The 15,255-nt window shown below is 42.2% G+C and carries 12 protein-coding genes and 3 tRNA genes; 13 read left to right on the plus strand and 2 right to left on the minus strand.

Translation table 11 applies throughout. The annotated features are described in order from the left end of the window. Positions 1-92: 92 nt before the first annotated feature. A complete protein-coding gene (locus SJY28_RS04910) occupies positions 93-566 on the minus strand; it encodes a RidA family protein (RefSeq protein ID WP_379543656.1) in 474 nt (157 codons plus the stop codon). Positions 567-605: 39 nt separating this feature from the next. Further along, on the minus strand, positions 606-1,331 hold the full coding sequence (locus SJY28_RS04915) for a DUF4442 domain-containing protein (protein WP_379543658.1): 726 nt from the start codon (positions 1,329-1,331) through the stop codon (positions 606-608). A 426-nt stretch (positions 1,332-1,757) separates the two neighbouring features. On the opposite strand from SJY28_RS04915, the gene SJY28_RS04920 reads away from it, so the two are divergent. The 13 genes from SJY28_RS04920 (at position 1,758) to SJY28_RS04980 (ending at position 15,225) form a co-directional block, all read left to right on the plus strand. Further along, positions 1,758-3,275 (plus strand): McrB family protein, encoded by a 1,518-nt coding sequence (locus SJY28_RS04920; RefSeq protein WP_379543659.1) that lies wholly within the window; start codon positions 1,758-1,760, stop codon positions 3,273-3,275. 105 nt (positions 3,276-3,380) lie between these two features. Continuing rightward, a complete protein-coding gene (locus SJY28_RS04925) occupies positions 3,381-4,808 on the plus strand; it encodes an McrC family protein (RefSeq protein ID WP_379543660.1) in 1,428 nt (475 codons plus the stop codon). Positions 4,809-5,046: 238 nt separating this feature from the next. Then, positions 5,047-5,123 (plus strand) — tRNA-Pro (locus tag SJY28_RS04930). Between the two features lie 105 nt (positions 5,124-5,228). After that, positions 5,229-5,305, plus strand: a tRNA-Arg gene (locus SJY28_RS04935). Between the two features lie 41 nt (positions 5,306-5,346). After that, a tRNA-His gene (locus tag SJY28_RS04940) sits at positions 5,347-5,422 on the plus strand. A 443-nt stretch (positions 5,423-5,865) separates the two neighbouring features. After that, positions 5,866-6,801 carry an AraC family transcriptional regulator gene (locus SJY28_RS04945; protein ID WP_102094695.1) on the plus strand — a complete coding sequence of 312 codons (936 nt, stop codon included), beginning with the start codon at positions 5,866-5,868 and terminating at the stop codon, positions 6,799-6,801. A gap of 319 nt (positions 6,802-7,120) precedes the next feature. Further along, the gene (locus SJY28_RS04950) at positions 7,121-8,170 is read left to right on the plus strand and encodes a hypothetical protein (protein ID WP_379543661.1); all 1,050 of its coding nucleotides are present in this window, start codon (positions 7,121-7,123) and stop codon (positions 8,168-8,170) included. Positions 8,171-8,253: 83 nt separating this feature from the next. Then, entirely contained in the window at positions 8,254-9,456 is a 1,203-nt protein-coding gene (gene gspF / locus SJY28_RS04955; protein WP_379543662.1) for a type II secretion system inner membrane protein GspF, read from the plus strand. A 525-nt stretch (positions 9,457-9,981) separates the two neighbouring features. Then, positions 9,982-10,419: a type II secretion system major pseudopilin GspG gene (gene gspG, locus SJY28_RS04960; protein WP_102094728.1), complete on the plus strand. Its 438-nt coding sequence runs from the start codon at positions 9,982-9,984 to the stop codon at positions 10,417-10,419. 245 nt (positions 10,420-10,664) lie between these two features. Beyond that, positions 10,665-11,213, plus strand: coding sequence for a protein-disulfide reductase DsbD domain-containing protein (locus SJY28_RS04965; protein ID WP_379543663.1), 549 nt, complete (start codon positions 10,665-10,667; stop codon positions 11,211-11,213). 47 nt (positions 11,214-11,260) lie between these two features. After that, positions 11,261-11,881: a protein-disulfide reductase DsbD domain-containing protein gene (locus SJY28_RS04970; RefSeq protein WP_379543664.1), complete on the plus strand. Its 621-nt coding sequence runs from the start codon at positions 11,261-11,263 to the stop codon at positions 11,879-11,881. Further along, on the plus strand, positions 11,844-13,391 hold the full coding sequence (locus tag SJY28_RS04975; RefSeq protein ID WP_379543665.1) for a protein-disulfide reductase DsbD family protein: 1,548 nt from the start codon (positions 11,844-11,846) through the stop codon (positions 13,389-13,391). The genes SJY28_RS04970 and SJY28_RS04975 overlap by 38 nt, the downstream gene beginning before the upstream one ends. A 385-nt stretch (positions 13,392-13,776) precedes the next feature. Beyond that, a complete protein-coding gene (locus SJY28_RS04980; RefSeq protein ID WP_379543666.1) occupies positions 13,777-15,225 on the plus strand; it encodes a phospholipase A in 1,449 nt (482 codons plus the stop codon). The last annotated feature ends 30 nt before the right edge of the window (positions 15,226-15,255 follow it).

Raw genomic sequence — 15,255 nt, forward strand, 5'->3', positions numbered from 1 at the left:
CATTGGTATAACCGACAAAAAAATAGCTGGTGTGAATAGCCAGTTATTTTGATATTTTTCTAATTTTGGAGCTTTAGAGTTTTTAGCCGCTATTATTTGGCAGCCATACACTCAATCTCAACGCTTGCTCCAGCAGCCAGTTCTGATACACCAAAAGCTGAGCGTACAGGATAAGGCTTTATCATCTCAGCTTTATAGACTTTGTTAAAGTCATCAAAGTCATCCATATCAGTCAGCATGACCATACATTTAACGATATCAGACTTACGGTAGCCATATTTTAATAGCGTGCTATGGATGTTATCGAGCACTTGCTTGGTTTCAGCTTTGATACCGCCTTTGACCAGTTTGCCCTCTTTAAAGCCAATTTGTCCCGACATATACAATGTATTGCCCACGCGTACAGCCTCTGAAAAAGGATAAGTACCGCCATCACCCAAGAAAGTAGGGTTAGATTTAGCAATGCTGACAGCTGTCGTCGTATTAGCACTAGCGCTATGAACAAAACCCAATGAGCACATAGCGGCTAGCGCTAGCGTAGATAGGCAAGTACTAGGTTTGAACATACTGTTTCCTCATTGGGTTTGTTATCAATTTTTTATTAACTACTTATCAGCACTATTATTTTGAGTAGATGAGGCATTACTTTCTTCGATTGAAGCCTTGTTTTCAGTGTCATCTTCTGCGACTTTTTCAAACGCTTTACCTTGGCGGCGTGCCTCTAGTTCCGCTTTTGGTATCCATGCCCACGTCATCTCAACCACAATTGGATCGCGGTCACTGTCAGACTCACGATCTTTGATGACACAAGGGATAATCATCTCACCTTTTGGCGTGTTTAGGATATCCAAACGCTGTTCATCAGACAAGCTTGCAATAGCAGCAATTTGACCTTTTTTGATTGGACGATGGAAATTTACCGAGTAAGATTTAATCAGCAGAATGCGATCAGAAGGCAAGTTCAAACCCAAAATAAAACCCGTTGCCGTCTCAGCCAGTAATGTGATGGCGACTGCATGGATAGAGCCGATATGGTTTTGGACGGCTTTATTGTTGTTTAAACTAACGACGACTTGGTTTGGTTCTACCGTCTCATAATAAATGCCAGTTGTGCCGACATAGGGAACGACCTTGCCAAAGGCTTTAGATAAAATACTTGAGCGTGCTCCAGCAGGCAGATATTTGGTAACGGATAACAGTTTGGTAAATTGATTGCTAATTGGTTTTAGCGTGCTGCTAGGTTTCTCAACTGAAGATTTTGTGCTGTCAGATACTTTGGCTGGCAGTTTATTGGTCAACTTGGCGGGTAGTTTTTTTAATAATCCTGACATACAAAATTCCTTAACGTAAATGAGTTGAATGACATTCTTAGCATGGCTTTTTATGATAGCGACACAAATATAGATAATGAAAGTCTCTATAAATACTATGGTACATCAACCATTGCCTTCCTACTATTATTAGCATGAACTGCTGCGCTTACAAAACTATAGTAGCGTGGCTATGTTGCTAGGTTATGTCATCAGTTTAGATCGTCACTTAAAGCAGCCTAGTCATCTTATCTATCAGCATCATTTGGGCATTAATATTATTAAGTGATTGGTATAGTCAGTTCAATATAATTTGGATACAAGGAAGCCGAGGAACAGTACTACAAATAGTAGATTAAGTGAGACTGACACTGCATCTAATTTATAGAGGGTTGACTATAGTTACCATGCCAATAGACAGCCACGTTATAATGACAAAATGTTAGCATGTCTATTTCAAACCTGTTTTCAATGCCGCTGGATAACGTTATGCCTGATATGTCTGATCATGAACCGACCAATATTATTTATACGGGCGTTGCTGGTACAGGTAAAACCTATAGATTGCTGCAAATCGCGAAGCAATATACCGACTATCTACCCAAGACTGAAAATGAGGACTTATTAGAACAGCTGCTGCAAGGTCTAAGCTGGCGCGAAGTATTGTGTCTGGTGTTTTTAGATCTACGTGCTGAGCAGCAGGATTTGTTAAAGGTACGAGAAATTATTGATCATCCTTTTTTTATGACCAAAGCTGCTCAGAACTCACGTGAGAAAAATCTGGATAGTACAGCTTGGTTAGAGCTACGCAGACATAGTCCTACGAACTCTCAAACAGTCAGTTTTGATAACCGCGCTAGCCAAGCTTATTTTGATAAAGACAATAGTGGGGCATGGTATTTATTACCTGAAAGTATAGTGTTACTAGAAGATTTATCGCAGCAATTAGCTGAGTTTCAGCAGGCACAGCGTGACAACCAAGCCCATCAAAATCAAAACATCGGTCAGCAACGTTTTAGTATGGTGAGCTTCCATCAAGCCTACGGTTATGAAGAGTTTGTAGAAGGTATACGGCCTGTCATGAGTGGCGCTGTACAAGCAAATAACAGCCCTTCTAATCAAACTCAAATGAGTTACGCGGTGCAAGATGGAGCGTTTTTAAAGCTATGCCAACGTGCCGCCCGCGACCCTCAGCAGCGTTATGCAATGCTGATTGATGAGATTAACCGTGCTAACGTGTCACGGGTGTTTGGCGAGCTTCTCAGTTTGATAGAGCCTGATAAACGAGCGGACAAGCCGAATGCGATGATAGTAAGTTTGGCGTATTCTGGGCGTACTTTTAGTGTGCCTGCCAATGTCGATATTTATGCCACTATGAATACCCAAGATCATTCTTTAGCACCACTTGATATGGCATTACGCCGACGTTTTCGCTTTGTGGATTGCCCACCGCAGCCTAATCTATTATCTGCAATTTATCACGGCAATGACATTGATACTGGTCTATCTGACGGTTCAGAAGCAGGTACGATAAATTTGAGTAAATTACTAATAGGCTTGAATAGACGTATCGTGCAAACACTGGGAGCAGAAGCAAAGTTGGGGCATGCGTTTTTATTCGCAGTCACTCAGTTAGAGCAATTACAAACGGCTCTCGTTGAACAAATTATTCCTCAATTGGCTCAAGCAGCTGGTGGTCAAATTACGGTGCTGCAGTATATCTTTAGAGATGAGCAGCAACCGACGAGCAAGCAGTTCGTACAGGACAGTCAAGCATTGATGAATGACGACTTGTACAATCCGATGGGCAACCAAAACAATGCTTCCGCTGAACACCAAATGTTTGCAGGGCAGGGTTCTTTTCTTGGTCAGTCTATGAATGTGAATAGTTATACTATCAATGCCGACTTGATTGCTAGGGATGGTGAGTTTAATCATGCTGCTATCTATCAGCGTTTGTACTAGCAGGGTGACTGTTCAGTGATAACGAATAATCAATATTACATCAAGCAACATGCTATCAGGGCAAACAGTTGCAAGACTCGTATCCCTAACAGTAGTGTCGCTACCATGAATGTTATCACCGTGTTTGAGCATCAACATTTGACCGTGCATGATTTTTTGCAAGCGTCTGACTTCGATTGGCTAATGGCACAAGAGTCTGCAGTATTTACTATCAAGCGTAAGCAAGGACAGTGGCAGCTTAAGGTTGGGCACTACATTGGGATTATTCTCCTACCTAGTGGCATGACGCTTGAGATACTGCCAAAGCTCAATCAGTCTACTCAGACTAGCGATATCGTCCAGACTCGTCATTGGGTACAGGGTATGCTATCGGATTTGATACATCTTGATGCGCATAACAATCGTAAGCTACCCAATACGAAAAACTTCGGTCAGTTTAGTTCCCAGTCCACTCCTTTACCGTTAAAAGTATTGCCTATATCAGACTGGCTGATTGAGCAGTTTTTGCAGCGTTTAATGGATTATCAACCCACCAAGCATTATCAGGCTCAGATTGACAATCAGGCATCACTGCAAGGTCGACTGCTCATTAAAGAACAACTGCGTCATAATAGTATGCAACCGCATAAGTTCATCTGTGAAAGTAGCGTATTAAGTCACGACATGTTGGCCAATCGATTGATTAAGAGTGCATTGGTTTACTTGATGCCTTTATTACCCCAGTTTATTTCTTCAAAACTGTTGCAGCCATGGCGGCAGGTGTCTACGCTCAACAACCGTGAAATGCAGCAGATAGCGGTAATATATACTCAAGCAAAGCGTCAGCTAGACGTTCAGCCACTCCAAAAGCAAAAATTGCACGCCGCACATCAGTTAGTAGACTTGGCATACTGGCTATTGAAACAGAGGGCAGCAGTAACAGGTAACGGTATTGATCCAAGCAGACAAAATAGCTCTCAGCTAAGATTATGTCTATTGATTGATATGAATCAAGCTTTTGAGCAATGGGCAAGTCAGCGTATCGCATCGATGTTTCAACAGATTAGTAGTAGTTACCGTCCTTTTTATCAGACCCAAAGTGTCTGGCTAAACGATGCTGAGGGACTAGCATGCTTATCTATACGGCCTGATTTGCTAATATTTAAAACTGCCTCTGATGATTGTCAAGCTCAGAGTGATACAGCAGCTAGTCAAACTACAGCCAAAGGCAAGACCAAAGGTCGCTACAGTCATGTCATCGATATTAAGTGGAAATATTTACCGCATGCTGCCGCAATTGGTGCGAGCGACGCTTATCAATTGACCAGCTATGCACAAGCTTACTTGGCGGGGCAGGTCTGGTTGGTTTATCCAGTGCTAGGTAGTGATAGGCAGCCAGTAGCGCTCAAGCAGCAAACTCATTATGGTAGTAATGACAGTGACGATGATATTAAAAAAAATGAATCAATTGATGCCCATTTATGGTTAATGCCGTTTGATGTTTTGACAGGTACACTTAACGGTGAAGTACTGCCACATTTGGACAAAGCTTAATATCATTATCAATGACAGCGTGAATGACTGATGGATAAAGGGTCTGGCTGTCACTATTTTGGCGAAATTGACGTAATTTTAAAAAAATTAGCGATTATTTGAAATTAATCGAAAATAGGTGTTGACACAATCGCCTTTACCCCTTAATATGTGCACCTCGATAGCGAGGAACGTTAACAAGTTAGCGGCATTGCCAACAACGAGTTTATTAACAAACTATCGTGATAATAGAGAATTTCGGAGTGTGGCGCAGTTTGGTAGCGCATCTGGTTTGGGACCAGAGGGTCGTAGGTTCGAATCCTATCACTCCGACCATCTATTTTAAGAGCCTTACAGGCTTTTTTTTATGTATAACGGTTTAGTTTCTGATATAGTAAAATATATCGTAAAGTAAGCTTAGTATATAAAAGTCCTCTAAGAGCGCCTGTAGCTCAGCTGGATAGAGCATCTCCCTTCTAAGGAGGTGGCCGCAGGTTCGAATCCTGCCAGGCGCACCATTTAGCCTGCAAATCTTGCCTATTCTTTGGCAATAGTTATGGCGGTTGTAGCTCAGTTGGTAGAGCCCCGGGTTGTGATCTCGGTTGTCGTGGGTTCGAGTCCCATCAGTCGCCCCATATTTTATTCTGTATGTATCTACAATACAAATCATATCTTAACCTAAAAATATATTAGTAATAGCACTCGCCCTTGATGGCGATTTTTTTATGCCTATTCGATTTTATCTCTATATTATCTTTATAATATTAAACAGATTGAGTTTGATAGCACCTTCAATACTAGATAATCCCCCAAATTCTTATCAACATTTCCTGTAGGTTTTCCTTAAAGCCTAGCGTGACTGTGTCTATTCTATTATTGTTTAGTAATTCTAATAAGTAAATAGACATGACGTTTTAAATGATGCATTATGCTTAAGTGTTATCACATTCATTGTATTTAATAAAAATTATTTATTGGAGCAAGTATTCGCATAGAGCAAACCGACAGAACTTGTTATTAAGAGTATTATTTTTTTAAGATGAATCGTTATTAATCTGCATTATTGAGGAATTGATTGATGGACGCACTGAGTGTATTGCTGCAAAACGTGCATTTATTTGAGACTAAGTATTACCGTCTGAATGGCACTGGCAATTGGTCTTATTCTATTACTAGAAAAGACACCATTTTATTTTACTTAGTAATGTCTGGCGGTTTTTGCATCGATGTCGGTAATGGTCTACGAGAAGCTCGCGCTGGCGACATGATTATGATTCCGAATGCGCACAAGCATGTGAGTTACGCACTTAATCACCATGGCGATGTTGCTGAGTCGCTTGATGAACTATTGAGCAATTGCACTGAGCGTACACTTGATATCGATGGCGATGGAGACCCCAATTCTTCTTTGATACTGATCGAATGCAAATACGACAAAGAGATGATTAATCCTCTGTTGTCAGTACTACCACCAATATTACCGGAGCTCAATGATGCTGCTGACGGTCGGTTTGAAGTGATCGATGTAGAGATAAAGCTGCTAACACTAGAAGCTGAGCGCGAGCGTATGGGCAAAACGGCTGTAATCAATCATTGGGCAAGCATCATGATGATTGAGTGTTTGCGCGTCTATATCGAAAGCTTGCCTGAAGCCACAGAAAACTGGCTCAAAGCCATGAAGGATCCATTTTTGACCAAGGCACTAGCCGCGATGCATGGGGCACCGAGTGAAAGCTGGACCATTCATCAGCTTGCTGAAGTGGCAGGGATGTCGCGTTCTAGCTTTGCACAGCGTTTCAAAGACACCGTTGGCATGCCGCCACTGACGTATCTGATCGATTATCGCTTACGATTGGCGGCTCGCTATTTACGCTTACAGCAAAACAGTATTAGCCGTATCAGCGAGATGGTAGGTTATGCCTCAGACTCGACTTTTAGTCAGGCATTTAAACGTGTGTATGGCGTCTCGCCAAAAGCATACCGTCAGCAGTATCGACAAAACAATCTTGCATAGCTCTAGTTGCTGTTTATTTAAGTTATTCAAGTAGAATCTCGATTAGAAGCGCTAAGGTCATTTATATGTCCTTGGCGCTTTTTTAGTTTGTGAATACATATCATTTTTAGATGTTGAACCACTCATATCTATAAAACCTTTGTTAACTTGCTATGGCTATTTTAGTTAAGGGCAGCTGACAATGAGTCTGTGTTCAGGTACTATGGGTTGATGAGTCGTCGAGACAAAAGCGTTGATGTTGTAGCGCGTTATATGTCCTTATACGATAAGCATATAAAAGGATTGAGACGATGTTTATTTTCGCTGCTGATGGTATGTTATGACTGAACCGACCGCAAAGCTAAATGCAGGAAACAATGGCCAACAAGAGGCTGCTGCAACTGCTAAAACAGAAAGTAATGTTGATAAAAACACTGCTATAGAGAACCCGCATGTCGGCAAAAATGAGCCGGTAGAGACACCTGATAAGGCGGCATTATTGACGATGTTTACTTTGTCAGATATCGAGGCGGTAGCAACTGAAGCAGTAATATCTGAGTCATCCGATAGTCTTACAGTAGCTGCAAAACCTGTGGCTCAAGAAACTAATGTCGCTACGCAGCGTGTTGCGCTTTATCGTGCTCAGCATGAGCGTACTCGACTGTTATATATGGCATCTGCCAATACGCGTCCTACTTACTTAGTACAAACCCTGAAGCCGCAATTCGCAGAATATCAGCAATATTTACTTGCGCAGCAGCTTGATAAACGTGGGTTGATGGATACGGATACGCTCGAAAGACTCTGGCAGCAGCTGCATGTAGTCGATGACATTATTGCAGATATCGTACGCCATATGCCTGCACAGCAACCCGCCGGTTGGCAGCTAACGACTCAAGATGGTCGCAATCCATTGTGCTTTGCTACGGTCGGTAAGTTAAAGCACGGCAAGCCAATTCGCGACCAAGGTAGCCTCAATAGTTATGTACTTGGGCACTTTGGTGTGAGTAGTTTTACTTACGATCGAGGCTATTATATCGGCCATGTGGTTGGTTATTTATTCAGCTGTTATTATTGTGCCCATCTGTCGATTACTTATGGCGTCACAGCTCTTGGCCAGCAAGTCGTGGCTGACTATGATTACGCCAGTCTTGAGACACCACATATGGTTAGGCTATTACAAGGTCTTGACGGTTATTGCAAAAAACGTATTTATCAGTTGGCTGTCATCTGTGCGCGCTTGAGCGTTTTTGCGAGTGATAAACGTATTGAAAGAATGCTAATCGCTGAGGTCAATGACTTCGATAAAAAACTACAGCAGCAGCATTTGGATGTTTTGCTATTACAAGGTTTGATGCCTGATAGTAATGACTCAACGCCACTTTTCTAAGCGTCGCATGTCAAATTAATAGAGTTTTATTAAGTCGTAAATTATAACTGTCTACCTGTAAGCCTCTTAGGATATCTGTTGCCATGCCTGCCTATCATTTCAAAGCGCTTGACGACCATGGTATTGTCCAAAAAGGCTTGCTAGAGGGGGATTCTGCGCGGCAAATTCGCCAGCAGTTGCGTGATAAGCAATGGACGCCCGTTGAAGTCAACCCTGTCAATGACAGACAGAGTCAGAGCAAGAACCGCTACAAAAAACCGTCTGCATACGAGCTGGCATTGCTGACACGTCAGTTGTCTGTATTATTGGCAGCGGGTATCCCACTTGAGGAAACCTTGGCAGCGGTTGCTAAACAATCACCAAAGACTCATATCAAATCCCTGATGCTTGCGGTACGCTCACATGTTCTGGAAGGACTCAGCTTAGCACGTGCTCTGCAACAAGCCGCTAGCTTTCCGCCATTATATATCGCTACGATTGCCGCAGGTGAAAAATCTGGTCACCTCGACCTTATCCTCAATCAACTAGCAGACTACACCGAAAACCGCTTTGCCCTTCAAAAGAAAATCCAAGGGGCCATGGTCTATCCAATTGTCCTGATGGTAATGGCAATTGCAGTAATTATGGGACTAATGAGCTTCGTCGTGCCCAAAATTGTCAAAGTCTTTGAACAGTCTGAGCAAGCGCTGCCTTTAATTACTCAAATCGTTCTCACACTATCAAATATCATTACTCAGTGGTGGTGGCTAATACTATTGGTATTGGTAAGTACCGCATTTTTATTCTACCGTTTTGCCCAAACGCAAGCAGGTAAATTAACTATCGATAGCGTGGTACTAAGATTACCGATACTAGCTAGATTGTCCAAAGGTCTGAATGCCGCGCGTTTTGCCAGTACTCTTGCGATACTAGTACGCTCAGGGGTGCCATTGATTGAGGCATTACATATTGGGGCTGCGGTCACAACCAATTTGCATATTCAAAAAACCATTATCACTGCGGCTGATAGGGTGACAGAAGGCTCTAGCTTGTCTAGCCAGCTAGAGAAATCTACTTACTTTCCACCGATGATGGTACAGATGATAAAAAGCGGAGAAAACTCAGGCGAGCTTGAAAATATGCTCAGCCGTGCCGCCAATATGCAGGAGGCAGAAGCAACCAATTTTATCAGCACCTTATTATCATTACTTGAACCTCTAATGCTGGTGCTAATGGGCGTAGTAGTCATGATTATTGTGATGGCGGTTATGCTACCTATCGTTAATATGAATGATTTAGCAGGCTAGGCTCATTCGCTAGCCAATGATTTATCATTCTTTATGTATAGCTAGCTGCCAATCTCCAAAACCTCTATTTAGTTCTCTTTTACTCTATTTATATCACTTAACTTGCTTGCTAAACCTTGGACTAGCTTTCTTAAGGTTTGCTTACTGTTGTATATTGTTGAACGAACGCTATTTTTGCTATGGCAAACACCAGCGCCGCGCTATAGTAAGCACGGTTTAATAGTCATACAGTTGGTGTCATTCAATATTTAGCTTTGGCTAAAATAGCAAACCCAAACCCAAACTGGGCGCAGCGCTGGATAAAAATAAAACCATGGTTTATAGTGACAGTAGTTTCAGAGCTCATTGATATATCATTAATGAGAGCTATGATAGAACGCCACTTTTACTATTTACATAACTGTGATGACCAATGCGATGACTATGACTGACAAATTCCAAGTAAATATAACGCCAAAAAGTGCTACTCAGGATACGCAATCCCATTCAAATATTGTAAGTGACCATAAGAGTGCTTCTTCAGCTATGCAGCGCAGTGCGACAAAAAAGTCTGGTCAAGCAGGATTCACTCTTATCGAAATTATGGTCGTTATTGTGATCCTAGCCATTCTTGCTGGATTAGTGGTACCAAAAGTAGTTGGTCAAAGTGATAAGGCCCGTGTGAAAACAACTGAAACGGCGCTTGCCACTGTCTCAAATGCGCTAGATATGTATAAGGTTGATAATTCACGCTATCCGACAACCGCCCAAGGGTTAGAAGCGCTTACGACACCGCCTGCTGATGCAAAAAACTATCCTGAAGGTGGGTATATTAAAGGTGGCTATCCAACCGATGGCTGGGAAAATGAGATGCAGTATGTTGCACCAGGTAGTGAAGGGCGCCCTTATGATTTATTTTCGTTAGGTGCTGATGGTCAACAAGGTGGTGAAGGTCAAGATGCGGATCTTTATGCTCAGCTATAAAGCTTAATAACAAAGGTATAGTAAATAAATTTTGATACTGATATAGCTTTGTAGAATGAAACATTCGTTCATCCATGCACTTTCAACAATTTATAAATATCAACCAATATTCCCTTATTGGTTGATATTTTTTATCAGTAGATAAATCGCCTGCTGTTCAGTACAAGTTTGATAGTCAGTGCTATAAATATATCTAGGCGCTCACCAAAATAGTCATCGCAAACTGCAATTAAAGGTAATCATTTATGTTGATCCAAAATTCTAATAAATATTTTTCTAAAAACCTTTATAAATTGGTTCTAACCGTTGCAAGCACTTCATTGGTAACGGCCTTGTCAATGACATCGGTCAGTGCCCAAGCAGCAGGTCTAAACGACTTATTTAAAAATAGCTCCTCGGCAAAATCAAAGTTCTTACCAGTGGATGAAGCCTTTCAGGTGGTCAGTAATACCAAAGCGACTTCCAAAGGCACGCGGTTGTCGATCAGTTTTGAAATTACGCCAGGGCATTATGTCTACAAGGATAAGCTTACGTTGAGCTTCCCTAAAGGAATAAGCGCCACGCCGTTCACTTTTAATCAATCACCAGTATCAATCAATGATCCGACCTTTGGTCAGGTTCCTGTATTTACGCAAAGAAGCGTCATTGCAACCACGACACTGACGACCAGTAATGGTAAGGGCGCCAAAAACGCGCCTATTATTATTGGTTGGCAAGGGTGTGCAACGGCTGGGCTATGCTATCCACCAGAAAAAATTAAAACCAAGATAGACATTGCTGCGACACGCAGATAAATAGCGAGCAGATTGATTAAAATATCGGTAATAATAGGTAGCCATTCATGTCCATCAAGACATCACCAAAGTCTTCATCATTTAGCGTATCTACCCATTCGAAAAAATCCCATATCTTAGCGCTTGCCATCGCTAGTGGCTCATTGCTGACAGGTTTATCAGCGACATCGACGGTACAAGCGGCAGGGTTAGGCGACCTTTTCGGTAGTAGTGAAAGCTCATCGAAGTCAAAGTTTTTGCCAGTAGATCAAGCGTTTCAGGTAAGTACAGATAGTACCCCTGTCAAAGCAGGTACGCGGTTATCTGTTAATTTTGATATCACTCCTGAACATTACGTCTATAAAAAGCAAATTAAGCTTACGCTACCCGCTGGCGTGACGGCTGCACCTTTTACCTTTAGCCAGACACCATATTCGATAGATGATCCAACATTTGGCAAAGTACTGGTATTTGACCAAGCGAATATGGTCGCTACCACCACACTGACGAACAATAGTGGTAAGAATATAGATAGTGCCGCTATCGTCGTAGGCTGGCAGGGCTGTGCAAAAGCAGGACTATGCTATCCACCTGAAAAGATTAATACGACTGTCAATATTGTAGCCGCATCGACACAGGTATCAGCAGATAGTGAGAGTACTGCGAGCTCGAACCGACTCAGAGAATAGTGCTACGGCGAAACTAGAGGAAGTAAGCTCAACAGCTCTTGATAATACTTTGCCTGATGAGGCGCAAGCACTGACAGACGATGGTGCTATTGACTATGATCTCATTGATGACAGCGCTGTAGAGTATGATTCTTTAGATAGTAGTGCAGCGACGAATACGATTTCTGCAGCAAATAGCAGCGTAACAGGCGAGACGGCCAATAGCGAAAACGCATCAAACAATAGTTTCGTTGATAGCGATCCTTTTGGTTTGGCTTCTCACCCTTGGCTGGCATTAGTACTATTATTTTTAGCAGGCTTAGGCTTGGCCTTGACGCCATGTGTGTTACCGATGTTACCTATCGTGGCCAACATTGTAGCCCGCGAACAAAACCCAACGGTCAAACGCGGTGTCATCTTGACCACCAGTTACGCGATTGGGGTAGCGACTGCTTACGGAATTTTGGGCGCTGTTATCGCAATATTCGGTGAATCTTTAGGTATTATTGGTTGGCTGCAGAATCCAATTATTCTCATTAGCTTTGCTATTGTTTTCATACTGCTGGCGCTATATATGCTAGGTCTTTTCAGCATACGTTTGCCACAAGCGATCAGTCGAAAGATGCAAGGCCTAAGCCAAGCAGGTGACAGTAAGCTTGGTAGTACAGGCGGCAGTTTAATCGCTGGGTTTTTATCAGCGCTAGTCGTGTCACCTTGTGTTTCTGCGCCATTATTTGGGGCATTATTAGCGGTCTCTACCATTGGTAGTCCGTTGCTCGGCTTTGCCGCTTTATTTATGCTAGGTTTTGGGTTATCAGCGCCGCTTATCCTAATCGGTGCTACTCAAGGCAAGATTATGCCAAAAGCAGGCGAGTGGATGAATTGGGTCAAGCAAGGCTTTGCTTTACTACTATTTGCCGTGGCTTTGTTATTGATTGAGCGAGTTTTTATATCGCCAGTCATGCTGATGGTATGGGCATTGTGGTTTATGGTCGTGGCAACATGGGCATGGAGTTGGCTAGGTAAAGGTCGTATGCTGACCCAAGCACTAAGCCTTATCGCTGGTATTTGGGCCGCTTGCCTAATAGTCGGCGCTGCATTGGGTAATGATGATAGCTTACATCCATTAGCGTCGTTGGGTGCAGCACCGATGATGGTACAGTCAACATCTGGTCAACCAGTGAATAGTGATAGCACCACTGATAAGACGATCACGACGCTTGCAGAGCTAGAGGCCATTGTCGCAGCCAATCCGAATGTCATTGTTGATCTGACAGCAGAGTGGTGTATTGAGTGCCGCATTATGGACAAGAACCTGTTTCATAATCGTCCAGCACAGATGCAAGATTGGCAACTAGTAAAGCTCGATATCACTGAGACGACAGCAGACTCAAAAGCCGTGTTGTCTCGTTACCAACTCTTTGGTCCACCAGCGTTACTGTATTATATTGATGGTCAGCTAGTAAATCAGCAAGTGGGTGAGATTGGTCGCTCAGAATTTGAGCAAACATTATCGGCGTTGAACAACTAATATTTAACAATGAACACTTAAGAAATCAGTGTAATATTTCGAAAATTCTTAAGAATATTAATAAGGCCAGTATACTAAGAAAAGTATGCTGGCTTTTTTGATACTATTAAATTCATACTATAGAATGTTTATTAAGTATTTGTTATATAAGTAATTATATTGATAGATGCTTATTTTAACTATCGATAAAGCTAGTATCGTGCTTATATTTTCATTACAATAAAGAAACAATGCAGCAGGGGCACTAATTGTCATTTTTTTCGCTCCTAATATCTGCGATTAGCTGATAGTTTCAGTCAATTCTATTTTAGCGATAACGCTAATGGCTATATTAATTACCTCATATACTCTGCTAGCGCTAATGCTAGTTAGATAAAGGACACTTATGTTTGCCCATACCATTACTCAGCGTCACCAACAGCCGTCTTACCAGAATGCACATATGCCTCTTCGTATTGCAGTTGCTCTTGCGTTGAGTTGTACCGCGATACAAGTACAAGCTGCTGATGATTCTCAAACCTATAACGAACTGCCAGCACCTGAAGCTGCATTTGAATATGAGGATCTTGACCTATCACAGAGTCTTGATAACAGTGCGATATCTTCTGATATGAGTACACAAAGTGGCAAAATAATTAGCAAAGAATTTATTGCTCAACAAGCCAAGCTGTTTTCTGAATGTACGCAAGTCCAGTCTAGTGCTGCTCGCCTAGCTTGTTTTGATAAAGTAGCTGAACAAGGTAAGACACCAAGCTATACCTCAACCAAACAACCAATTGATTTGGCAAAAACCTTTCAAAGTACGGTCTCAGGTAATCCAAAAGTGATATTGGCTGAGTCTCAAACGGCGATGAGTGGTACGACAGTTGAAGATGCAGATACCATCTTGATGACCAATCAGCAAACAGCAGCCAGCAAATTGAAGGCAAATGGCAACGTAGAAATAGATGCTGAGACGAATAGTGAAGCACAGATTTTAGAAAATGTAGGTGTCACTCAAACAGACATCGAAAAATTCTCGCCACTCAGTCTATCTTATGACCTAGATAAAAACAGTGAGCGTGGTACTTGGACGGTTAGACCATATCGACCGACGTATCTGTTGCCATTATTTTATACTTTCGATCCTAATTTGAATCCAAGCACACCATCACAAGAAACAGATCCTTTTAATTCTAATGACATACGCGAAACTGAGCTAAAATTCCAATTATCCCTAAAAACAAAAGTCGCAGAAGATTTGTTTGATACCAGTGCTGACCTATGGTTTGGCTATACTCAAGAATCACATTGGCAAGTTTATAACGAAGACAACTCGCGTCCATTCCGTGCTACCGATTATCAACCTGAAATATTCTTAACCCAACCTGTGACAGCAGATCTACCTTTTGGTGGACGTCTACGTATGTTGGGCGCAGGTGCTGTCCATCACTCGAATGGACAAGATGATCCATTATCACGTTCATGGAATCGTGCTTACCTCATGGCGGGTGCAGAGTGGGGCAGGCTCTCAGTCATACCGCGCCTATGGGCTCGAGTAAATAATGAAAGTAGTAGTGATGACGATAATCCAGATATCGAAGACTACATGGGCTACGGTGATATCAAATTCTTATATGACTTGCCGGCTGATCAGAGCATTAGCGGTACCTTGCGCTACAATCCAGGTACCAATAAAGGTGCTGCGCAAATCGACTATATCTATCCTATATCAGAGAACGTTAATGGTATGGTTCAGCTATTCCAAGGCTATGGTGAGTCGATCATTGATTATAATCATGAAAATACCTCTATCGGCTTTGGTATCGTACTGAACGATTGGAAAGGGCTTTAATTCGGAAGTGGTATCAATTTGAAAAAGGCT

The sequence above is a fragment of the Psychrobacter sp. R86515 genome (assembly GCF_042466315.1).
In the GTDB taxonomy this organism is placed as follows: Bacteria; Pseudomonadota; Gammaproteobacteria; order Pseudomonadales; family Moraxellaceae; genus Psychrobacter.

Excerpts from the sequence above, each read along its gene's own strand:
- SJY28_RS04910 (WP_379543656.1), bottom strand. The coding sequence starts at position 566 with ATGTTCAAACCTAGTACTTGCCTATCTACGCTAGCGCTAGCCGCTATG.
- SJY28_RS04915 (WP_379543658.1), bottom strand. The coding sequence starts at position 1,331 with ATGTCAGGATTATTAAAAAAACTACCCGCCAAGTTGACCAATAAACTG.
- SJY28_RS04920 (WP_379543659.1), top strand. The coding sequence starts at position 1,758 with ATGTCTATTTCAAACCTGTTTTCAATGCCGCTGGATAACGTTATGCCT.
- SJY28_RS04925 (WP_379543660.1), top strand. The coding sequence starts at position 3,381 with ATGAATGTTATCACCGTGTTTGAGCATCAACATTTGACCGTGCATGAT.
- SJY28_RS04945 (WP_102094695.1), top strand. The coding sequence starts at position 5,866 with ATGGACGCACTGAGTGTATTGCTGCAAAACGTGCATTTATTTGAGACT.
- SJY28_RS04950 (WP_379543661.1), top strand. The coding sequence starts at position 7,121 with ATGACTGAACCGACCGCAAAGCTAAATGCAGGAAACAATGGCCAACAA.
- gspF (WP_379543662.1), top strand. The coding sequence starts at position 8,254 with ATGCCTGCCTATCATTTCAAAGCGCTTGACGACCATGGTATTGTCCAA.
- gspG (WP_102094728.1), top strand. The coding sequence starts at position 9,982 with ATGCAGCGCAGTGCGACAAAAAAGTCTGGTCAAGCAGGATTCACTCTT.
- SJY28_RS04965 (WP_379543663.1), top strand. The coding sequence starts at position 10,665 with ATGTTGATCCAAAATTCTAATAAATATTTTTCTAAAAACCTTTATAAA.
- SJY28_RS04970 (WP_379543664.1), top strand. The coding sequence starts at position 11,261 with ATGTCCATCAAGACATCACCAAAGTCTTCATCATTTAGCGTATCTACC.
- SJY28_RS04980 (WP_379543666.1), top strand. The coding sequence starts at position 13,777 with ATGTTTGCCCATACCATTACTCAGCGTCACCAACAGCCGTCTTACCAG.